At 39.1% G+C, this 20,392-nt stretch carries 23 protein-coding genes; 9 read left to right on the top strand and 14 right to left on the bottom strand.

The genetic code is table 11. From position 1 onward, the window contains the following. Position 1: 1 nt before the first annotated feature. Positions 2 to 1,159, top strand: coding sequence for a Ger(x)C family spore germination protein (locus tag ABTV07_RS11795; RefSeq protein ID WP_433742513.1), 1,158 nt, complete (start codon positions 2 to 4; stop codon positions 1,157 to 1,159). Between the two features lie 188 nt (positions 1,160 to 1,347). Here ABTV07_RS11795 and ABTV07_RS11800 read toward each other — a convergent pair whose 3' ends face one another. Continuing rightward, entirely contained in the window at positions 1,348 to 1,437 is a 90-nt protein-coding gene (locus ABTV07_RS11800) for a putative holin-like toxin (RefSeq protein ID WP_433742515.1), read from the bottom strand. A 224-nt stretch (positions 1,438 to 1,661) separates the two neighbouring features. Here ABTV07_RS11800 and ABTV07_RS11805 point away from each other — a divergent pair, with 224 nt between their 5' ends. Further along, positions 1,662 to 1,910, top strand: a complete 249-nt coding sequence (locus ABTV07_RS11805) for a YkuS family protein (protein WP_433742517.1) — start codon at positions 1,662 to 1,664, stop codon at positions 1,908 to 1,910. 61 nt (positions 1,911 to 1,971) lie between these two features. On the opposite strand, the gene ABTV07_RS11810 is transcribed toward ABTV07_RS11805, so the two are convergent. The 5 genes from ABTV07_RS11810 to ABTV07_RS11830 form a co-directional block, all read right to left on the bottom strand. Next, positions 1,972 to 2,976 (bottom strand): SDR family oxidoreductase, encoded by a 1,005-nt coding sequence (locus ABTV07_RS11810; protein WP_433742518.1) that lies wholly within the window; start codon positions 2,974 to 2,976, stop codon positions 1,972 to 1,974. Positions 2,977 to 2,995: 19 nt separating this feature from the next. Then, a complete protein-coding gene (locus ABTV07_RS11815) occupies positions 2,996 to 3,328 on the bottom strand; it encodes a DUF1033 family protein (RefSeq protein WP_433742520.1) in 333 nt (110 codons plus the stop codon). Between the two features lie 73 nt (positions 3,329 to 3,401). After that, positions 3,402 to 4,844: a phospholipase D family protein gene (locus ABTV07_RS11820; protein ID WP_433742521.1), complete on the bottom strand. Its 1,443-nt coding sequence runs from the start codon at positions 4,842 to 4,844 to the stop codon at positions 3,402 to 3,404. 175 nt (positions 4,845 to 5,019) lie between these two features. Beyond that, entirely contained in the window at positions 5,020 to 6,030 is a 1,011-nt protein-coding gene (gene moaA, locus ABTV07_RS11825) for a GTP 3',8-cyclase MoaA (RefSeq protein WP_433742523.1), read from the bottom strand. A gap of 144 nt (positions 6,031 to 6,174) precedes the next feature. Next, complete coding sequence (locus ABTV07_RS11830; RefSeq protein ID WP_433742525.1) at positions 6,175 to 7,950, bottom strand: pyruvate kinase; 1,776 nt, start codon at positions 7,948 to 7,950, stop codon at positions 6,175 to 6,177. Positions 7,951 to 8,149: 199 nt separating this feature from the next. On the opposite strand from ABTV07_RS11830, the gene ABTV07_RS11835 reads away from it, so the two are divergent. The 4 genes from ABTV07_RS11835 (at position 8,150) to ABTV07_RS11850 (ending at position 10,804) form a co-directional block, all read left to right on the top strand. Then, positions 8,150 to 8,962, top strand: a complete 813-nt coding sequence (locus ABTV07_RS11835) for an alpha/beta fold hydrolase (protein ID WP_433742526.1) — start codon at positions 8,150 to 8,152, stop codon at positions 8,960 to 8,962. Positions 8,963 to 9,135: 173 nt separating this feature from the next. Next, a complete protein-coding gene (locus tag ABTV07_RS11840; RefSeq protein WP_433742528.1) occupies positions 9,136 to 9,777 on the top strand; it encodes a 5-bromo-4-chloroindolyl phosphate hydrolysis family protein in 642 nt (213 codons plus the stop codon). Then, entirely contained in the window at positions 9,774 to 10,397 is a 624-nt protein-coding gene (locus ABTV07_RS11845; RefSeq protein WP_433742530.1) for a hypothetical protein, read from the top strand. The genes ABTV07_RS11840 and ABTV07_RS11845 overlap by 4 nt, the downstream gene beginning before the upstream one ends. Positions 10,398 to 10,501: 104 nt before the next feature. Then, a complete protein-coding gene (locus tag ABTV07_RS11850; protein ID WP_433742532.1) occupies positions 10,502 to 10,804 on the top strand; it encodes an AbrB/MazE/SpoVT family DNA-binding domain-containing protein in 303 nt (100 codons plus the stop codon). Here ABTV07_RS11850 and ABTV07_RS11855 read toward each other — a convergent pair. From ABTV07_RS11855 to ABTV07_RS11870, 4 genes are all read right to left on the bottom strand, one after another. Next, positions 10,801 to 12,381, bottom strand: coding sequence for a cation:proton antiporter (locus ABTV07_RS11855; protein WP_433742533.1), 1,581 nt, complete (start codon positions 12,379 to 12,381; stop codon positions 10,801 to 10,803). The two genes, ABTV07_RS11850 and ABTV07_RS11855, sit on opposite strands and share 4 nt — an antisense overlap. Before the next feature lie 109 nt (positions 12,382 to 12,490). Next, positions 12,491 to 12,658, bottom strand: a complete 168-nt coding sequence (locus ABTV07_RS11860; protein WP_433742535.1) for a hypothetical protein — start codon at positions 12,656 to 12,658, stop codon at positions 12,491 to 12,493. Positions 12,659 to 12,771: 113 nt separating this feature from the next. Then, a complete protein-coding gene (locus tag ABTV07_RS11865) occupies positions 12,772 to 14,694 on the bottom strand; it encodes a vWA domain-containing protein (RefSeq protein WP_433742536.1) in 1,923 nt (640 codons plus the stop codon). Between the two features lie 4 nt (positions 14,695 to 14,698). Continuing rightward, positions 14,699 to 15,595: an ATP-binding protein gene (locus ABTV07_RS11870; RefSeq protein WP_433742538.1), complete on the bottom strand. Its 897-nt coding sequence runs from the start codon at positions 15,593 to 15,595 to the stop codon at positions 14,699 to 14,701. A 308-nt stretch (positions 15,596 to 15,903) separates the two neighbouring features. Between ABTV07_RS11870 and ABTV07_RS11875 the strand changes: the two genes are divergently transcribed. Together ABTV07_RS11875 and yidC are read left to right on the top strand one after the other, a co-directional pair. Continuing rightward, complete coding sequence (locus ABTV07_RS11875) at positions 15,904 to 16,188, top strand: hypothetical protein (RefSeq protein ID WP_433742539.1); 285 nt, start codon at positions 15,904 to 15,906, stop codon at positions 16,186 to 16,188. 34 nt (positions 16,189 to 16,222) lie between these two features. Further along, the gene (yidC, locus tag ABTV07_RS11880) at positions 16,223 to 16,984 is read left to right on the top strand and encodes a membrane protein insertase YidC (protein ID WP_114745486.1); all 762 of its coding nucleotides are present in this window, start codon (positions 16,223 to 16,225) and stop codon (positions 16,982 to 16,984) included. A 55-nt stretch (positions 16,985 to 17,039) separates the two neighbouring features. Here yidC and ABTV07_RS11885 read toward each other — a convergent pair whose 3' ends face one another. From ABTV07_RS11885 to ABTV07_RS11900, 4 genes are all read right to left on the bottom strand, one after another. Beyond that, on the bottom strand, positions 17,040 to 17,408 hold the full coding sequence (locus ABTV07_RS11885; protein ID WP_433742541.1) for a DUF6173 family protein: 369 nt from the start codon (positions 17,406 to 17,408) through the stop codon (positions 17,040 to 17,042). 177 nt (positions 17,409 to 17,585) lie between these two features. Continuing rightward, a complete protein-coding gene (locus ABTV07_RS11890; protein WP_114745484.1) occupies positions 17,586 to 17,834 on the bottom strand; it encodes a DUF2164 domain-containing protein in 249 nt (82 codons plus the stop codon). A 150-nt stretch (positions 17,835 to 17,984) separates the two neighbouring features. Continuing rightward, complete coding sequence (locus ABTV07_RS11895; RefSeq protein WP_433742543.1) at positions 17,985 to 18,299, bottom strand: hypothetical protein; 315 nt, start codon at positions 18,297 to 18,299, stop codon at positions 17,985 to 17,987. Positions 18,300 to 18,380: 81 nt separating this feature from the next. Beyond that, the gene (locus tag ABTV07_RS11900) at positions 18,381 to 18,587 is read right to left on the bottom strand and encodes a DUF6501 family protein (protein WP_114745482.1); all 207 of its coding nucleotides are present in this window, start codon (positions 18,585 to 18,587) and stop codon (positions 18,381 to 18,383) included. A 264-nt stretch (positions 18,588 to 18,851) separates the two neighbouring features. On the opposite strand from ABTV07_RS11900, the gene ABTV07_RS11905 reads away from it, so the two are divergent. Continuing rightward, positions 18,852 to 20,336, top strand: coding sequence for an aldehyde dehydrogenase family protein (locus ABTV07_RS11905; RefSeq protein ID WP_433742545.1), 1,485 nt, complete (start codon positions 18,852 to 18,854; stop codon positions 20,334 to 20,336). Positions 20,337 to 20,392: the final 56 nt, after the last annotated feature.

Raw genomic sequence — 20,392 nt, forward strand, 5'->3', positions numbered from 1 at the left:
GATGAAGCTCCTGATGTTGATCATACCCATACTTTCATTTGTGATCTCTGGATGTGTAGAGCAAAAAAGCCTTGAAAATCTCGGATTAGTCACTGCCATCGGATATGATAGGAATAAAGAAGAAGCAGAAGAAGTGGAAGGAACACTTGCTGTACTTCAATTCAGTCCGGAAAAACAGAGCGTTTCAAATATCTTTTCTGCAAGCTCCATCACCAGCAAAGGGGTAAAAAGAAAAATCAATTATGAAACAAGCAAGAAAATTGCTTCGGGACAGCTGCGTGTGGCCATTTATGGTGATGAAATCGCTTCGGAAGGATTGAGCCAGTATGTTGATACATTAACGAGGGATGCATCCATCGGCAATATGGTTTACCTCGCAGTGGCAAGTCCTACAGCAAAGGAAATCCTCAACCATCAGGATCCTTACCAAACGGATAATATAGGAACATACTTATATAACATGATTCGCCAAAATATCGACAGAGAGCTTATTCCAAACCCCACACTGCAAGAATATCTGCGTACCTTTTATGATATCGGGAAAGATCCCGTCCTTCCCCTCTTAACGATTGAAAACGGGCATATCGTCATCAGCGGGCTTGCACTCTTTAATGACGACCATTATCTTGCCCCCTTGCCACAGGACGATATTTTCTACCTCCGGATGTTAATGGAGAAATATACAAGGGCCCTGACAGAAATCGATCTTCCTCGGCAAAGATTCAAAGCTTTTTTTACTGAAAACCAAACAGAGAATCCCACATATAAAGAAAAAAAAGAAGATGTCCATCTTACTCTGGATAACATTCACGCACATGAGAAAATCACAATGACGGAAGAAACAGGAAGACCCATTTTCTCCATTCACGTCAAGACAAACTTGCGGGTGCTTGAAGTCTCTGAAACCATGGACTTAGGAGATCCAGCTGTTGTAAGAAAATTGGAAACCGAAATATCAAAAAAGATGGAAAAGAAAATGAACGAATTGTCTGCAATGCTAAAAGAAAAAAATACCGATCCGATTGGTTTTGGGAATTATTACATGGCACGCCATCGGAGTACACATTTAACCAAACAGCAATGGATGGATATCTATAAAAATTCAAAAATCAATGTTACGGTAGAAACTTCCATTCAACGAACTGGTGTAATCGATTAACAGATGTAAATTCATTTCCCCTTTTCTTTACGTACAGAAAAAAAACCGTTATAATGCTAATAATGGAGCATAAGACTTAAGAGTCCTGGCGGCAACCAGAACTCTAGGTACAGTTTTCCTGCAAGCAGTGCAGCAGCCTTTAACCACGAAAAAGTAACTCACCCTCTATCCAACTTGCACGGGGTGGGTTACTTCTTTTTTTGTGCAATGGCAATGATGGCTATGATTAAAGATCCGAATGCTATCATAATCTGCATTGTATCAGCAACAGGAATCATCTCTTGCGACCACCTCCTTTCGGAAAGCAGCCGCTGCCCACCCACCTTTATGAACTGTACAACCTCATTTTAGCATACTTTTCCACGCGAACAAATGTTCTTGTGTCAAATCCTATCAAAATGGTCAATTCGGCCTAACTTTCACTAAACCGAAACTTCGCGACTGTCGCATAATTAATCCATTTATGGTGAAAATAAAGTTATATTTGAGGAGGTGTGTGGTAATGTCAAAACGAGTTGGTGTAGAACAATCCCTTTCTAACGTATCTGAAGTGCTTCGCGCAAAAGGCTACGAGGTGGTTGAACTTAAAAATGAAAATGATGCAGCGAACTGTGACTGCTGCGTGGTGACGGGACAAGATAACAATGTCATGGGAATACAGAACGTTGTTACGGCAGGTTCTGTCATTAATGCACATGGAATGTCAGCTGACCAAGTATGCCAGGAAATCGAAAGTAAATTTGTTCAATAAAAAAACGGCTTAATATAAGCCGCACTTGCTGTCGAGTTTTCTCGGCAGTTTTTTATTTGAATTATTTATTTAAGGATTCCAATAAAATAGCTTCTTTAACTGCCCCCAATCCAGCATTTCTTTCTTGATGATTCCTTTTGCTTGCCCATTCAGCAGTATCCAATATCGTTTCTTTTAATTGCCTTGTATTCAGGCCGGCATTTTTCACCTTTGTTATATCTGTGCCAAAATCCTTTATATGCGGAATCCACAAGGGAAGTTCAATCCAAGGCTTCACTTCATTCTTCAGCAGAAATTCTTCTGAAGCCCAAATGAATTCGGTTTCCCTGTTCAAGCACTTCCTGCATTCTTTTAAAAATTGGCTTAACGTCAATGGTGTTGTCGGTCCTGCGGCATTCCAAATTCCCGTCTCACCCATTTCAATGAGGGCTAAAATCCAATTGGCTAAATCACGGACATCAATGAACTGTATCTCACAGTCCTGGTTGTCAGGCGTAAGCGTCTTCCCTCCTCTCATCACCCTTTCTATCCAATAAGTAAACCGATCGGTAGGATCATGAGGGCCGACAATAAGTCCAGGCCTGATAATAAGTGATCTATCAGGAAGTTCTTCCATCACTGCACGCTCACATAAGGCTTTTAGGGCTCCATAATATTGATCTACCGGTAATGAACCATCAATCTCCAGCTGCTCTTTTTCCTCTGGGGTTAATTCAATGACTTCAGAGTTTTCTTCTATTCCCTCCTCCTGAAATGCGCCCTTATAGACGGATATGGTTGAAATGAATACATAGACACTGCAAGACCCTTTCAACATGGCAGAAGAGAGGGCGGCGTCTTTTGGCTGGTAGCCGCATGTATCAATGACGGCGTCCCATTTTTGACCACTTAGCTTAGCTAAATCCGCTTCGTTTTGCCGATCTCCTTTTATAAGGGGCAATTCCGGGAATATGGCGTCATTTGTTTTCCCTCTGTTGAATAGAGTCACATCAAACCCCTTTTTTACCGCTTCCTCTACAATCGCACGGCCGGCAAACTTTGTTCCCCCGATAATTAATATCTTCATCCCATCCCCCTCTTATCATTCAGACTCTAAAAAAAGCTTTCTCCTCATATGTTGGTACATATGGTTTTTGATTTTGCATCAGAAGCAGACCATGATAGGTCTGTAAATCATCATCACATGCTTCGCAAAATTCCTTTTCTTCTTCGTGCCAGAATGCTGCCATTGAATCATTTTTCTGTCTAATATGAGGGTATTCATTTTGCAAAGATTTTAGCTTTTCATGAAAAAATATTAGGGCTTCATGTTTTTCTTCGAAGGAATATTCGGAAACGATATCCTTTTCCCAGCCTTCAAAGAACCACCATGGTTCATTCTCTCCCTTCGTCAAAATGACTTTCCAGCTTGTCGACATTTCTATCACTCCTGTATGGTTCTACTTCTAGTTTACCGTTTGAATGCATTTTTGCAACAAATCAAGTCCGCACTCAATAGGTCGTAAAATGAAGGAGTTTCTGCAGTGCATATATGACACGCTCAACACCAGTGAATTCGATTTTGCGTTTCTTATATCCAACTGAATAGGTTCCCTCTTCATTATTCCAAATGCGATGAAAATAGTCATCCACATCAACAATGACCTGTTCCCTATTTGCTGCTTCCACTTTCAAATCCGTTTCAGGATTGAAATCATCCAGATTTCTCATTGTATAGTTGGCAGACCCGCCTATCACTGTGGAAGAATTCTGCCCTCTCACATAGATCAATTTTGTATGATATTGTTCTTTATGGGTGTTGTACCATTTCATTTGGATGTTTCCCTTGCCCTCTTCCAAGAGCTCAGAGACAACAGGATTATTCGGGAGCCCAGTTTTCTTATGGCCAAAAGCATTCGTATTTGGGTCCAAAATGAGCTTGATTTTAACTCCACGCCCTGCAGCATCCGTTAAAGCATTGACGATATCCCTATCTGCGATATAAAACATGCCAATCCAAATGGAATCTCCTTTAGAAGTCTTGCTTACAGTGTCTACTATCCCAGATTGAATTTTGCTTTCCGTAAGCAATTGAATCTTTATATTTCCTTTTTCTTTCATTGACCCTTTATACTTAGGCAGTTTTACATTTGAATGTGAAAAATCGATGATGGATTGTTCCGTTTTAAGGATATCTGCGATAATCGGGCCAGAAGTCTCAAATGCAATATTGGAATGATATCCACTGGCATCATGAGGATTGGCTGAAGAAACGATTGCCCCCTTATCTGTTGCAAGTGTCTTCCGATGATTTGCTTTTATATTCATCAGCTCCAAATAAGATCGGACTGTAAGCTTTGGTGCATTTGGTGTTAGAGGATTCCTTATCCATCCTTCCCCTTTTTGTCCGAACCACTGAAGCCCTATCCGCCAGATTGCAGAATACAGTGGATTGGAATCCCTTAATGGTTCTAGATCAGTAACGACAATTTCAATGCCGTTATCTTTCATTTCCTTTAATTGTTTCGATAAGAATGAACTATAGCCTGTATTTACAGGATCAGTAATGAAGACAATCCTCATTTCAGGATTTTTTTCTTTTTTATCAATCAACTTTTTTGTCAATGTATCACTGATAGGGGGGAAGAACATTCCTTTATCATAAAAGTCATTAAATAAGAACATATCAATTACGATAAATTTATCTGCTTTATCTATTTGGTCAAATATTTTTTGGAAGATCATTTGATCATGCATTTCTTTTTTATCTTTTTGATAAGTAAGATCGTATAAGAAGTTTACATTGTCAACATGATGCACCTTGCTTTCATAAGACAACCCTTTAGGGAGCGGCTTTTTGCTCTCGTAGAAGACCATCCCTAGATAAACTGCACACACAACTATGATTAATATATAAGTCCATTTCTTTTTCTTCCTTTTTTTCGCCGTCGGCACCCGTTAGCTCCCCCTTTTATTGAATAGGCTTCTTCTGTAGGTTGTCACATTCTTAGCCTATGTATAAGACCCTTATACCCAATCTGGCTATAGGTTTAATCAGGGAGGTCAAATATAAAAAAAACCCTGTTGGATTCTTAGCTCCAAAAAGGGTTCATGTGTGGTAAAGAATACATTATCCACCGATATACGACATTTCAATTTTCTTTCGTTTTACTGCAGATTCCTCAGTTCTTGCTTCCGAGTAGCGGTCATTTCGATTATTCCAGATTTGATTTAATTTGTTCATCAGCTCAATATCAGTCATTCCATTCCGCAGGTCTTCTTTCAAGTCCACTCCACTTTGTGCAAAAAGACAGGTATAGAAGGTGCCATTGGCCGATATCCGCCCTCTTGTGCATTCGCTGCAGAAAGTCTCTGAAACAGAAGTAATAAAACCGATTTCACTGTCTGATCCTTCTATAACATATCGTTTAGCAACCTCTCCATAATACTCCGGCTCAACGGGAATCAATTTATACCTGCTTGAAAGAATGCTCGTCATCTCTTTTTTCGTGACGATTTGATCCCAATTCCATCCGTTGGAATTGCCGACATCCATGAATTCGATGAACCTGAGCGGAATTTCTTTCTCCTTGCAATATTCAGCCATCGGGATCATTTCATTCTCGTTGACTCCCTTTTGGACGACCATATTGATTTTTACCTTTAGACCTGCATTAATGGCAGCATCAATGCCAGCTTTTACTTTTTCAACACTGGCTCCAACCCCATTAATTCTTTTGAAGAGATTTTCTTCAAGTGCATCTAGACTAATATTGATCCGTTTTAGACCTGCTTCCTTTAAGCGATCTGCATATATCGGCAAGAGGATCCCGTTTGTTGTCAGTCCAATATCCTCTATCCCTTCAATTTCATACAATTTCCGAATCAATTGATCCAGATTTTTTCGTATCAACGGCTCTCCTCCGGTTAACTTCAGTTTTCTGACCCCGAGTTTAACAGAAGCTTTTGTAATTCGTTCGATTTCTTCGAAAGAAAGAATTTCTTCCTTCGGCAGGAAAGCATAATCCGGACCAAAAACTTCTGCTGGCATGCAATAACGGCATCGAAAATTACAGCGGTCGGTAACAGAAATTCGCAAATCCTTAAAAGGACGCGAAAGTTGATCAATGGCTTTATTCATAAAACGCCTTCCTTTTCAACAAAATTGTTTGTTTTACTATAGCATTCTTTTCTAATAACGAAAAGAAATCCGGAGAGTACTGTCTTTAACAGTTCTCACCAGATTGGGGTTAAAGTCAAAAGTGAAACCCATTCATGAAAATTACTACTCTTCCAGCAAATCTTTTTGAGCTCTAAAGAATTCCATCCCATCATCCCGATAATATGAATGAAGTGCAATACTGTTTTGCATAAGTAAATTTAGCAGTTTTACAGAATCATTTAGAAACTCACCTTTATTCAGCATGATGCAGTCCGTTTGGCTTGCTAAGTAAACATCAGATATTTCAGCTCTTGTTGGCGCACCGTTTTTTGTCAATTCATTTAGAACCCCAGTTGCCCAGATGACAGGAACATGTGCTGCATGGCACATCCTTAGAATATTTTCCTGGATTGTAAGCAGATTTTGAAATCCTGCTTCGACTGCCAGATCTCCGCGAGCTATCATTACACCAAAATTGGAATATGAAAGGCCAGTTTCAATAATTCTGGAAAGCTGTCGGATACCTTCTTTTGTTTCGATTTTCGCCACTAAGCCAATATCTTCTCTCCCATAGGCGTGCAGAATATCTGCCATTTTCTTAATATCCTTTGGGTGATTTACATAGGATAGGCCAATGATGTCTGCATGTTCAATGAGAAAAGGAAGCAGCGAAAGATCTTCCTGGGTTGGTGTGGACAATAGTAAATGAACGAACGAATCAGGAAAATTGATCCCCTTTCCTTCTTTAATCTTTTTGCTTTTTTCATTTGGTGATAAGATTAGCAGTTCGATAAAATCCGGGGTCAATCTTTTGACTTTCCCGAATACGATTCCATCATCGAAATAGACGCTGTCATTCAACCCCACATTTTTCAGGGCATTGGGGTGGCTGACTGTTAAACACGCACATTGCCGATTCCCTCTCATTCTTCTAAAAGAGTCCCCGTTAAAATATATCCTGATGACACTTCCTTTCTTCACTTTAATAAAGGATGGAATTGTCTTGATATCAGTGATTTCCATCTCTTGACCACCAAAGTCAAGTTTAAATTTTTGATTGATTTCAAAAGTTCCTTCGGATTCCACTAAAAGTACTTGTTCACTAAGGATATCAACGACTTTTAATGTTCCATAACGGGTGTCAATTAATTTGATATGAATGTCATCTCCTGGACTTATCTGTTCAAAGAGACTAGATTGTTTAATTTCAATTTCAAAAAGGCAATCCTGCATATTAACGGTTGGCAGAGCATCTTTTCTTATAAGACCATATATAGGCTTCTTTAAATTCTTCGATTGAATTTTTACAGTGTACGGGTTATACAATATTTTCTCAATTCTTATTTTTGGCCCGGGGATATCCATAAATACCTTGCATCTTTTCGAATTATGTTCACTATTCCGTATGATTTGGATCAATCTCAGCCAATCCCCTGGCGAGCCATGTGCACAATTGATTCTTCCTATTTCCATTCCATTCTCAAGTAAAAGGTCAATCTCTTCTTTTGTTGAAGCATTATCTAGAGTGGCCATCACCTTTACATTTTTATCTGATTGGTATTGACCAAATAATCTTTCCGATCTGTCTCTTTTTAAATTCTTTGCTTTCCACCACTCATAGTCTTTTCCCAAATCTAATTGAGGGCCGCCCAGATTATATAGAATTTTCTTGAAGTAATGCTCTACATGAAAGTCGGCCATCTTCAAAGTTGCCATCCCTTCTGAATGAAGACTTTCTTCCAATACGAGATTATTATTCGACCATAACTTTAAAAAGTGTGATAAATTACGGGTACTGAATTCCCAGTCTGTTGAATAGACGTCAGTCTCGTGAATGATTTCCTTGAAAAGTTTATTCATTTTCTTATAAAGGCGATATCTCTCCGTCCAAGCTTCCATCCCTCTCCACCTCTGCCCATCTGCGAATATTATCACTATATTCCTCCAGGAACGAAGGGTGATTTTCCCTAATGTTAAAATTCACCAAGAGGATAAAAACTCCAAGTGTCTGCATATACATTTTTTATAAATTCATTTAGTCTGTCGGAATGATTGCTCACTTTTTTCTGAGCACAAATTAATCGAAGGAGGAATCACTTTGGCTAAATTTCAATTGAATGAAGAAGTTACACTTCACTATGAAGATCAAGGAGATGGAACACCCATCCTTTTCTTACACGGAGTATGGATGAGCAGCAGATTTTTTCATAAACAGCAACACTTCTTTTCAAAAAGCTTCAGAACGATTACGGTAGATTTCAGGGGACATGGAAAATCAACCAAAGTTCATTATGGTCACACGATTTCCATGTATGCAGAGGACCTTCATCAGCTTATCAATCATTTAAATCTTAAAGATATCATTCTTGCTGGATGGTCAATGGGGGCTTTCGTACTATGGGAATATTTAAAGAAGTATGGTCAGGAAAACATCAAGGGCATCGTCATTGTAGATGAATTAGCATCAGATTTTAAATGGGAGGATTTTCAGATTGGTGCTTTTGACTTCCCGACTTTAATTCATTTTATGCAGCAGATTCAGACCAATCGAAGAGAATTTGCAGCTGATTTTATCCCTTTGATGTTTAAAGAGCCCATATCGGAAGAAGACGCAATTTGGATGAATGAACAAGTAAATTTACCTCCGGAATCAGTGGCCAGTGCCATATTATTCGATCAATCCATCGTAGATTACAGAGATTTTTTATCCACCATTCGAATCCCTTCCTTACTTTGTTTCGGGCGTGAAGAAAAATTGATACCTGTAGCAGCAGGAGAACATTTAAAGAAGGAAATTCCACAATCTCAATTGGTCATTTTTGAAAATAGCTGCCACTGTCCTTTTCTTGAAGAAAGTGATCTCTTTAATACAACGGTGGAGGCCTTTATTCATTCAGTCCTTCCCAGATAGAACCTGTATTACTTTAACTTATCAGCCGATCCACAGCCATGTTTTTGGCTTATTCGGCTGTTTTTTATTTCCTTTTTGCTGTAAAATAAAATCAAATTCATTATGATTCGCAACTTTTCTCCTATTTTTGCATACTACAATGGATTGAACTAATAGGATTGGGGCTTAAAAATATGATGTCAATCATTCGTTTTGCAGTGAGGAGCTTACTTGGGGCATGCTCTGGATTCATCGTATGGCTCATCACTTATTTTAATATGGATTTCACATTTCTTTTTTCTTCATTAACCGCATTGGGAGCGTCTATATTCATCTATTTCATCGTAAAATGGATCCAACTGGCTAGAATCTATAGGAAATATGGATTGACTAGAAAAGAATATCAGTTCATCCTTAAAAACCTGAAGCAGGCAAGCGGCAAATTAAGAAGACTCCAAAGGTCCATCATTAATCTGAGATCAATATCTGCATTTCGCCAGTTCTATGAAACCCAGAAGCTTTCACGAAAAATCGTAAAGACCGTTAAAATCCAGCCGCAGCTATTCTTCACAAATGAAGAATTCTTTTATAAGCATCTGGATTCTGCTGTTGAAATTGCAGAAAAGTATTCTCTCTTATCAAGCCAGGCGCCAGTCAATCCGGATGTACGCCATACGCTTCAAGAAGCAAAAAAAAGCATCTCGATTGTCAATTCCAAGCTGGAGGCAGACTTGATGAAACTCATGTCCCATGAAATCCAAAAGTTGAATGTTGAAATAGATTACATTAAACTTCATAATCAATGGGACCAGGATAAGAATGGAATTAAAAAATGACTGGACCAAACATCCGAAACAGGCTGCATGCATACTCATCTGAACTTCTGACATTTTTGAATTCCAGCCGACTTCGTCAGGTCGATAAACAATTGAAACAATTAATACGGACAATTGAGCGGGCAGACTTTAAAAAATTATTGGATGACGGCGGTCATAGAAAATTTTTTCGAATGACTAAAGTAAAAAGATCACGCGCCACATTATCAAATTTCAAACAGCTGGAAATCCAAACAGATAAACTTCGTCTCCACCTCGAAATGATCTCGAAAAATGAGCTCATAAATGAACTGAATCGAATTGAATTATTGAAGATAAAATACCAGCAGCTATTAATTGAAATAACTGCGCATTCCGATTCTCTCAACGAGGAGGAAGTAAATTGGAATCAATCCTTCTTATCGGAAGCGTATTCACAGGTGTTATCAATGGAAGCTTCCTTGATTTACTTTCTAAAATCAGTTGATAAGGTCACTACGACCACTATCCCTGCTTGGAAAAAGCAATTTCAAGCAGCTATGGATCTTGCAGCAGATGCCGCCAGCATAAATGAAATGAACAAAATCCATTCTGAATTGCTCACAGACATTTCTTTAATTTCCTATCAAGAAAAAAACTGAACCTTTCAATCAAGGTTCAGTTTTTTTTGCCTAAATGTTTGAAGTTGGGATGGCAGGTAAAATGTATATAAACATAGATCTACCAGAAAAGGAGCGAGATTACAGTGCTGCATCTTTATAAATGCAAGGATTTAAATAAAACGAGATCTGTCATCCTACCAGGAAAATGGAGGGACTCATTCGGACTTCAGCCCGGAATGTTTGTAGAGATATTCCTAGAAAAAGAGTCAATCGTCATTCAAAAAGCAGGGGAAAATTCCACCCATAATCACAGAATCGTATCAGAAAAAGGAAGTGTACAGATTCCAAAGGAATTGCTGACTTTGATGAAGTTTGATGAATTTGAAAACTATTGCATCTTTATCGATGACCATAAAAAACGTTTCAAGCTGCAGCTTATGCCTTAATGAAGTTTTTCGGCAATTTGAACGATAGAATCAATGACTTCTTCGTGCTCTTTTTCAGCTACTTCGTTAGAAATTATTTCATCTCCTAAAAGTTTGTCAATTGCCTCATGTTCTGCATAAAGAACATGCTTTTGAAGGGTATCCAACTGTTTTTCTCTAAATGCAGGATTCGTTTCAAATAATTCATTCAACTGCGCTTTTACTACATCTTTTCTTTTTTCATATTGTGCAATCAACTCTCCGGAAACTTGCTCTGTTATATATAATTTTTGTTTGATCCGATGTATTTCCTGCACAGCTGTATCATAGCGGTGGAGTTCGGCAATCAAGTATTCGTATTCCACCATTTGTTCACTTTTTGGCTTGATTCCCAAAAAAGAAATCAACGGCTTCACCGTCAATCCTTGTACAATCAAAGAGGTTAAAACAACACTGAACGAAAGTATAACGATATTCTCCCTCCCTGGGAAGTCATGAGGAAGACTTAATGCAAGGGCAATGGACAACGACCCTTTCAAACCTCCCCAATTAATGAGATGTTTCCAATTTAAAGGGAAGCTCTTGATGAATAACAAACTGGTATATACGGCTATGCTGCGGGCAATTAATACAATGGCGATAGCTGCAACAATCAGCAGCCATTTATCTGCAAGATGTATCCTGGTTATCTCCAGGCCAACCATTAAAAAAACTAATGAATTTGCCAATAATGCTGCCACTTCCCAAAAATTACTGATATTCAGTTTGGTTGTCGGGCTCATCCCGATTTTTGCTCCAAAATTCCCAAAAATGATTGATGCAACTACAACTGCAATGACACCTGATCCTTGAAGACTTTCCGAAAGCAAAAAAGAGCCATAAAATAAGATGATGCTAAAGATAATTTCTAAAGGATAATCATCATAATACTTTGTCAAGATGGAAAAAGCATAGCCAAGTCCTCCCCCAACAATCAATCCTATCGAAATGACCTTGACGAATTCCAGAAGTCCGGAACCAAATCCACTCCACCCAGCATCTATGTATGACAATAGATAAAACGCAGAAATATTGAAGAAAACAACCGCTAATCCATCATTGAATAAGCTCTCTCCTTCTACAACAATGGATAGTCTTTTTTGGACGCCTAAATTTTTAAAAATGGATAGGACGCTTACTGGATCCGTTGCACTCATTAATGCAGCAAATACAAATGCTGTTGAAATATCGAAACCAAATAAGTAATACATACCGAAGCCCACTACCAAAAAGGAAATTAGCGTACCCCCGAAAGCAAGTGCAAAAATGGGCTTTTTATTCTCTTTCAAATGGCTGAAAGGAAGTTTTAAGGAAGCCTCTCCGATAAGAGCCGGAAGAAATAAAGTAATGACCACAAAATGAAAAATTTCACCCTGAGTAATGAATGTCTTTAAAGGCTCTAGTCCCGGAATGTTAAAGCTGCCAATCAATGCCCCGAAAACAACCAATACAATTGGATATGGCTGTTTAAATTTCTTGGCCACAGCTGTTATACCTGCTGCAATCATAATCATCAGTAAGCCTAACTCAAATACATAATGTGGATCTAATTGATGCAATTAACTCACCCCAACACTTCTAAGGAAATTGTTAAATCTATTATACCCATACTTTGCATTGGAAAAATAGTGAAATAGCAAAAGACCGCCTAAATGAAGGCGGTCTATTTTAGTGGCAATGACAGCTTGAACGCTTGGATAAAACCGGGACACTGCACCATAGAGGTGTTTTTCTTTGTTTCTTTCTATACTTCCACCCGTTTTCATTGATATGCTCAATATTTTCTTTCACTTCATTCAATTTTGCTGTCATCATGATAAATGTTCCATATTCCATATCAATCATCTCCTGTTCTTGATGATTTCATTATATGGAATCCACTATCCTGCCACATTCTCTTTCCGGATGATTTTCATTTCATTCCGAAGACTGATTTTTTCTCAGCCTTTTTAAATGCTTTTAAAAAGCAGCCTGCGAAGCAATGGAAAAAGGATTTCCGGAAGCTCTTCAATATTGTTTACAAACAAACTGAACCTGCCATACATATTTTGAATGACTTTCTTCTGGCTTTCTTCTATTGGATCCTTTGAAAGAAACACATTAATGACTTCAATGCCGTTTTTCCTTGCGTCCAATACTGCTTCATGTGTATCAACAATTCCATTTTGTTCATAGCCGGCTGCTGCAGGCTCACCGTCCGAGAATACAAGCAGGAATTTCTGTTTTTCAAATCTTCGATTCAGCCTTTCATGAGCTAGCCTTATAGCAAATCCATCCCTGTTATCTTCTTCAGGCTGCAGCTGGAGGATTTCAGGACCGCTTTGTTTCAATAATGAAGTTGAGAAATCGATGACCGTTTTGAAATAGTTTGGCTGGCTTTCTGCAGTTGCATCATTTGTATCCTCCCAGAAGCCCACAATTTCGTGGGGTACTTTAACTCCCTTGAGTGCTTCATGGAATAAAGTGATTCCTAACTTGGTTTCATCCATTTTATCAAACATGGAAGCGGAACAATCGACCAGAAGGCTAAAAACAGCATCGATTTCCCTTGATGGCTCAGATTTCTTATAAAAAAGCCGAGGGAGTTCGTCAGTAAAATAGCGAAGAAGCTTATTGTTCAGCCTCCCAGCATGCAGATCATTTCTGGGCTGAACCCTTTTGTGCTCCAATGTTTTTTCTATCATATTCTTTAGTTTCTTTTGAAAACTGCTTATTTCTGACACCTGCTTCTCATAAATAAAGGTGTCTTCCAATTCAGGTTTCTCAGGATCAAGATAGATAGGATAGGCAAATTGATTTTCTTTACCATGAGGATGATGCGATTCTTCTGCATCTTCCATCATTTTATTTCCTTCAGATTCCAGTTTGGAATAGTCCTCCCTATCCGCCTTTTTAGATGATCCCTGCACAATCCCCAGTGCTTGGTCACCCGCATCGCCTTCTCTGACCCCTTCACCTAGCAAATCAGTCTGAGTGCCTTGATCTAAATCAAACTGAAGGAAGCTTTTGCTCATATCCTTTGTTTCCCGATGCCATGTTTCCATTTTTTCCTCATGGACCTCTTCGTCATCTTCCTTTTTCTTATCTTGAATATCATGATTCTTCAAAGGATCTTTTCTTTTCAAATCATCAAAGTCCAAACTGGATGATTCCAAGGAAGAGTATACATTTTCGGGGAGATGGAAATATTCGTTCAGCATATCTCTCTCTAGAACTTCCTCCAGAACTTCAATGACTTCTAAACAAATCCTGATGGTGTCTTTAGTGGACTTGGTCTCATAAAATCTCATCATCTGCTGTTTTAAAAAAGCCATGGCCAAATCGATTTCTTCATTGAACGAGGGCACCTGTTCAATGGGTGAGTCAGATTGAAGCAGTAAATATAACGTATTGAAAAGGGCATCGGTGAACACACTTTTGACCATATTCACATTTTGCTGTGTTTCAAAGTAGCGCCTGTATATGGCCCTTCGATTCTGAAAAGATTTTTTAGTACCTGGACGCCCCTTTTTTACCAGCTCCTCGATTCTTAAGTCTTCTGCTGCCATGAATAGCTGCTTCCCAAAGCTTGCGCAGCCTGATTTTTTCAATTTAGAAATATAGGAAAGGACTTCATTGAAGTCGGTGAACTGGTGGTTTCCGACTGATCGGAGATAAACATCTGTTTTCATGCCGTCTCTCATATCCTGTTCTGATCGATGATCCCAAAAATGGCTCACAAACACTTTCTTCGCACTTACATCCAAGTAAGAATGTTTCCCAAACTCAACTTCCGTTTCTTCATCCCTTGTCAAAGTCTTGGCCAAATCAGCCAATTCCATAAAAAGCATGGAGTCAATTTTTTCGTCATTAAATTGAATAAATCTCTGCATGAGATCACCCTTGCTCAAACAATGTTTCTGCTATATTCAGGATGGCTTTTTTCTCTCTTTCATCCTCTACTTTATCGATGATTGCGCGTTTGATCGCCCTGAGCGGCGGCATGTAGACGGCTAGATCACACGCATCAAGAAGTGCACGGATTGATGCTGCCTCCTCCGTCACCTGGCCATTATGGACTTGCGTGACTAAATCATTGGAAAGGGCAACGAATTGATCGAGCATGTTTGCATCTTTCAATTTACTCTGTTTTTGGAGAACTTCCTTTAGCACATCATTTTGAATATAAGGAACTTCAATGACTACAAAACGGTTCATTAACGCTTCATTCAATGCCACTGTCCCGACATAGCCTTCATTGATGGCTGCTATTACCCCAAACGATTCAGAAGCCTTGATGACTTCCCCTGTAAATGGATTCGTAATCATCCGGCGATAATCCAGCACTCCATTCAATATCGGCAGTGTTTCCGGCTTTGCCATGTTAATTTCGTCAATATAAAGAAGCTGACCGCTTTTCATTGCTTTTACTACCGGCCCTTCTACAAAATCAATCACTGCTTTCCCCTCAGAATGATTGATCGTTTTATACCCAAGCATTGCTTCAGCATCCAAATCGACTGAGCAGTTGATGCTGTGCATCGGCTGCAAAAAGAAAGAAGAAATAGTTTCAGCAAGCTTTGTCTTTCCTGACCCGGTCGGTCCTTTTAAAAGAACATTCTTGCCAATTGATAAAGCAACTAATGCGTCAGTCAGAATGGAGACGTCAGAAGCTTGATATCCTCCTTCACCTATCAGCCTGCTTTCAACTGCACCCTTAAATTGTTCCCTTCTATTATTGATCACTTCTTGAATATCTATTGGTAAATTCAATTGCAAATCTTCTAAATTCATATCAAATAATTCCTCTCTTTACATACTCATAATCCATATTCCAAGAAGTATTCTACATGCTAAAACGTTTTCAATGCAAAGATTTGCGTTATTTAACTGTTCTGCAAGGAGATGTTCTAAATAATAGAACATAGCCATATGTTTTGAATAACATAAAGCAACTATTAAAGAAATTCAGAGAAAATATCAAAGTTAACTATTTTGTGAATTTTTTCACCCTTAAAATCCCCTTTATAGCGAAAAAGAATTTGAGAATGAAGGAAAAATAAGCTATACTCAAACAGACAATATAGAAGGTGGCGAAAGGAATGGATTATTTGTTCGAATGGACGAGCGATCCGGTCGTTTATGCCTTTTACGCAAGTATAATATTCAGCTTCGCTGTCTTTAAAACATGGCGTTGGTTCCAGAGCCAGCCGCTTGCACAAGATGGAGTGCGTCCTTCCCTGATAGGATGCTTTACAATTGCAGGAACAGCAGAAGAACAACTTTTCCTGCCTCACGTCTCTATTGCGGCGCGAATATTGAAAACGGTTAAAAGACTAGAGCGGCCAACTGATGAAGAAGATCATTTGCTCCTTCTCACTGAATAATATTATTTGATTGAAATTTTGAGGAGGATATATTTTGAAACGTATTATTACAATTTTAATGCTAGCAGGTTCTACGCTTTTACTCTCAGCATGTTCAGCAGCAACCAATAACGACAGCCTTTTTCATAAATCTTTGGTTTCCCCATTCGCTAAGGCTATTAAAGGTATCGCAGATATTACTGCAGGCAACTATGGGATTGCCATCATCATCATTACCATTTTGATTCGTACAATCTTGCTTCCTTTAACTTTAAAGACCTATAAAAACCAACAGCAAATGAAAAGCAAAATGGAAGTCTTGAAGCCCGAAATGGATAAAATCCAAAAGAAATTGAAAGCAGAAAAGAGCCCGGAGAAACAGCGTGAACTTCAGGCTGAAATGATGGGCCTTTATAAAAAGCACGGCGTAAACCCATTGAATATGGGATGTCTGCCAATTCTGATTCAAATGCCAATCTGGATGGGCCTATATTATGCAATCCGCAGTTCACATGAAATTGCAACACATAACTTCCTATGGTTCAATCTCGGTCAGCCGGATATTCCCATGGCTATCCTTGCAGGTATCGCTTACTTCTTCCAATCCAAAGTAACTATGGTTGGAATGACTGAAGAACAGCAAAAACAAATGAAATTCATGACACTATTATCCCCGATCATGATTCTGGTCATTTCCTTCAGTGCACCAGCAGCCCTCGCATTATATTGGGCAGTCGGAGGAGTGTTCTTGATCGCTCAGACGTTGATTGCAAAGAAAATCTACAATCCGAAGGCAGAAGTCAAGCCTTCTAAATAAGCATAGAAAAAGAACCTGGATGACAACCAGGTTCTTTTTAATATGCTTATTAATTTTATTTTGAATATAGGAAACCGATTCGATTGGGAGGAGCATGTTCCTCACGTTTAGGCAGTGCCATCAATAGAAAACTGATTTGACTGACATGCTGAATCAGCTTAACTTTTGAGCCATCATTCAGCATTCCCATAAACGATATGAGACTAGGGTTAATATAGCTGATGGCATCAACATGAAATTGCATTGCATTCCCAAAAGACACTAGTCTGAGTCCAACTTCCTCCTCTTCATTCAACTGCGATTCAAAAAGAAGGATCATGTCAATGATCTTGCGATAGAAAGCACTTGCCAATTCCGGATTAATGGATTCATCTTGTAAAAGGGCATTTTCCCTTTCAGTTTTGATGCTCGGTATTGTTTCCATATACGTGCACCTCCATAATGGATGAATCTGCCTCAGCATATCAAGCAGCTAATTAAAACATGCTTTTAGATCCTCCCTTCGACTTTTATTATTAATTCGACAACAAGCGACATATTTCCTTCTCGTCGAGCAGCATAACACTATGTAAAATGACTTCCTCTTACATATAGGCTGGTTTTAGCGTTTCGGCATTCTCTTCAATGCCTCGAGATCTTCATCTACATTCTCCATTTTTTGAATGACCATTTTCTTCGAGTCTTCAATCCCTTGGTTGTAAATACTCGGCCCTAGTTCATTAAGAAAAAAATGATACAGGTTTTCAGCAGCTAAATCTCCTATTTCTTCACCTCTATCTTGATAAAAATACGTCTGTATTTTACCAAGAAGCATCTGTTTTTCTTCTCTCGAAATCTTGATATCTATCATTTTAAAACCGCCTTTCTCATTATTTCCGTTTATTATAACACTGTTTAAATACTTTCCCTGCAAGATACCTGCTGCGTTTATTTATTATTTTTATGAATAAGAAAAAGGTATAATCCAATAATAACTGGATTATACCTTTCAAAAAGCTCTTTACATCATGGTTTGATTTCCGTCAGATGTACCAAGAGAATCTGCCTGATCGCATGCTCTCAACGCCTGTTGAATTGAATTTCCTACAGCCTGTTGGTTGTGGGGCTCTTTGCAGGCATTACAAGCTTGCTGTACTGCATGATGAATATCTCTCAACTGATCAGCATGGCTCCCAGCCTCCACAGAATTCATGCACGCCTTTAAGGACTCAACTGCCCTTTCCAGACTGTCGACGGATCCAAAAGCATCTTGGCCCGCTTGCTGCAGCGCCTGTTTTGCTTCTTGGATTGCTTGCTGTGCATTAGTATTTGCCATTTTAGTTCCTCCATTCGCATCTTCTTTAATAGTACAAAAGTTAAGATGCGACGGCAGGATAAAAAATATACTGGTTCCTGATTATTTTACTTCCTCAAAATAATCTTTATAAAATCCACCCATCTTGCCGCTGTTATCGATCACGAAATAATATTCTTCCGTTTCATTCTTAACTTCGTATACATTACCTGCTGTCAAAACATTTTCCACCATATATTTTTCTGCATTGGTATGCAGGCATTTCACTTTCTTGCCTCCATTGCGCTCAGTCCAATTATAATGAATCATTGTTTTCTGCACCCTCTCTATCTTCTATGTATATTTAAGTATAATTTTTTTTATTTCCAACGGCAACCTCTTTAACACCGCATCATTGTCGATTTTGCGCATATTTTATCAAAAACTTTTTATTCTGATAAAAATAATATTATTGAATTTTTAGAATATTAGTTGTACGATATATGTTGTAAGCGTTATCAAAACGTCATGTTTACAGCTACAACCGCAGCACCAAGACCATACATAACACTTCATTATCAGGAGGTAGAGAAAATGAGTCAATTAATGGTGAAAGTAAACAAAAAGGTAGAGGAATTCTTACAGGGCACTAAAAAGATGTATATCAATGGTGAGTTTGTCGAAAGTGCTTCCCAAAAGACTTTTGATACACCGAATCCAGCCACTGGAGAAGTACTGGCTACTGTTTACGAAGCTGGCCCTGAGGACATTGACCGCGCTGTAAAAGCAGCACGCAAAGCTTTTGATGAAGGTCCTTGGTCTAAGATGAGCGCTGCCAAGAGAAGCCGTTTGATGTACAAGCTTGCAGATTTGATGGAAGAAAATAAAGAAGAATTAGCACAATTGGAAACATTGGATAACGGTAAGCCAATCCGCGAAACGTCCGGAGCCGATGTTCCTCTTGCAATTGAACATATGAGATATTATGCTGGCTGGTGTACAAAGATCGTCGGACAGACGATTCCTGTCAGCGGGCCATACTTTAACTATACGCGCCATGAAGCAGTCGGTGTCGTAGGGCAGATCATCCCTTGGAACTTCCCTCTATTAATGGCTATGTGGAAGCTGGGAGCGGCACTTGCGACAGGTTGTACAGTGGTCTTGAAGCCGGCTGAACAAACACCTCTTTCTGCACTATATTTAGCAGAACTTGCAGATCAGGCAGGCTTCCCTCCAGGAGTATTGAATATCGTTCCTGGATTCGGCGAGACAGCCGGACAGCCGCTTGTCGATCATCCACTGGTAGATAAAATTGCTTTTACTGGTTCTACTGAGGTTGGAAAGGTAATTATGAGCCGTGCATCTAAAAACTTGAAGCGAGTCACTCTGGAACTTGGCGGAAAATCTCCTAACATCCTTCTTCCAGATGCTGATTTGTCCAAAGCGGTGCCAGGTGCTTTAAATGGCGTTATGTTTAACCAAGGTCAAGTTTGCTGTGCAGGATCCCGAGTATTCATTCAGAAAAAACACTTCGATAATGTTGTTGCTGACATGGCTTCCCATGCGAAAAATATCAAGCAGGGCTTCGGTCTTCACGACGACACTCAGATGGGGCCTCTTGTTTCTCAAGAACAGCAAAATAGAGTCATGAGCTATATTGAAAAAGGCCTCAGTGAAGGTGCAGAACTTTTGGCTGGAGGTGTGAAGCCTTCTGAACAAGGCTATTTCGTAGCACCTACTGTCTTTGCCGATGTAAATGATGAAATGACGATTGCTAAAGAAGAAATTTTTGGCCCTGTCATTTCTGCAATGCCTTATGATGACATTGATGAAGTCATCAAACGCGCCAATAACAGCGAGTATGGATTAGCTGCTGGTGTTTGGACAAGAGACGTCGCAAATGCTCACTACATTGCAGGCAAGCTTCGTGCAGGAACTGTATGGGTGAACTGCTATAATGCCTTTGATGCAGCATCTCCGTTCGGTGGATATAAACAATCCGGAATCGGCCGTGAAATGGGCTCCTATGCATTGGAAAACTATACTGAAGTGAAGAGTGTCTGGGTAGCAATGAAATAAAAATATTTATTTTAAGAAGAGCGTCTGATTTAGGCGCTCTTTTTTCTATTAAAATG

It is taken from the genome of Falsibacillus pallidus (assembly GCF_050990905.1).
GTDB classification, from domain to species: Bacteria; Bacillota; Bacilli; order Bacillales; family DSM-25281; genus Falsibacillus; species Falsibacillus pallidus_A.

Excerpts from the sequence above, each read along its gene's own strand:
- ABTV07_RS11900 (WP_114745482.1), bottom strand. The coding sequence starts at position 18,587 with ATGATTCATTATAATTGGACTGAGCGCAATGGAGGCAAGAAAGTGAAA.
- ABTV07_RS11840 (WP_433742528.1), top strand. The coding sequence starts at position 9,136 with ATGATGTCAATCATTCGTTTTGCAGTGAGGAGCTTACTTGGGGCATGC.
- ABTV07_RS11805 (WP_433742517.1), top strand. The coding sequence starts at position 1,662 with ATGTCAAAACGAGTTGGTGTAGAACAATCCCTTTCTAACGTATCTGAA.
- ABTV07_RS11810 (WP_433742518.1), bottom strand. The coding sequence starts at position 2,976 with ATGAAGATATTAATTATCGGGGGAACAAAGTTTGCCGGCCGTGCGATT.
- ABTV07_RS11860 (WP_433742535.1), bottom strand. The coding sequence starts at position 12,658 with ATGGAATATGGAACATTTATCATGATGACAGCAAAATTGAATGAAGTG.
- ABTV07_RS11870 (WP_433742538.1), bottom strand. The coding sequence starts at position 15,595 with ATGAATTTAGAAGATTTGCAATTGAATTTACCAATAGATATTCAAGAA.
- ABTV07_RS11865 (WP_433742536.1), bottom strand. The coding sequence starts at position 14,694 with ATGCAGAGATTTATTCAATTTAATGACGAAAAAATTGACTCCATGCTT.
- ABTV07_RS11815 (WP_433742520.1), bottom strand. The coding sequence starts at position 3,328 with ATGTCGACAAGCTGGAAAGTCATTTTGACGAAGGGAGAGAATGAACCA.
- ABTV07_RS11905 (WP_433742545.1), top strand. The coding sequence starts at position 18,852 with ATGAGTCAATTAATGGTGAAAGTAAACAAAAAGGTAGAGGAATTCTTA.
- ABTV07_RS11875 (WP_433742539.1), top strand. The coding sequence starts at position 15,904 with ATGGATTATTTGTTCGAATGGACGAGCGATCCGGTCGTTTATGCCTTT.
- ABTV07_RS11795 (WP_433742513.1), top strand. The coding sequence starts at position 2 with ATGAAGCTCCTGATGTTGATCATACCCATACTTTCATTTGTGATCTCT.
- ABTV07_RS11830 (WP_433742525.1), bottom strand. The coding sequence starts at position 7,950 with ATGGAAGCTTGGACGGAGAGATATCGCCTTTATAAGAAAATGAATAAA.
- ABTV07_RS11885 (WP_433742541.1), bottom strand. The coding sequence starts at position 17,408 with ATGGAAACAATACCGAGCATCAAAACTGAAAGGGAAAATGCCCTTTTA.
- moaA (WP_433742523.1), bottom strand. The coding sequence starts at position 6,030 with ATGAATAAAGCCATTGATCAACTTTCGCGTCCTTTTAAGGATTTGCGA.
- ABTV07_RS11895 (WP_433742543.1), bottom strand. The coding sequence starts at position 18,299 with ATGGCAAATACTAATGCACAGCAAGCAATCCAAGAAGCAAAACAGGCG.
- ABTV07_RS11845 (WP_433742530.1), top strand. The coding sequence starts at position 9,774 with ATGACTGGACCAAACATCCGAAACAGGCTGCATGCATACTCATCTGAA.
- ABTV07_RS11800 (WP_433742515.1), bottom strand. The coding sequence starts at position 1,437 with ATGATTCCTGTTGCTGATACAATGCAGATTATGATAGCATTCGGATCT.
- ABTV07_RS11890 (WP_114745484.1), bottom strand. The coding sequence starts at position 17,834 with ATGATAGATATCAAGATTTCGAGAGAAGAAAAACAGATGCTTCTTGGT.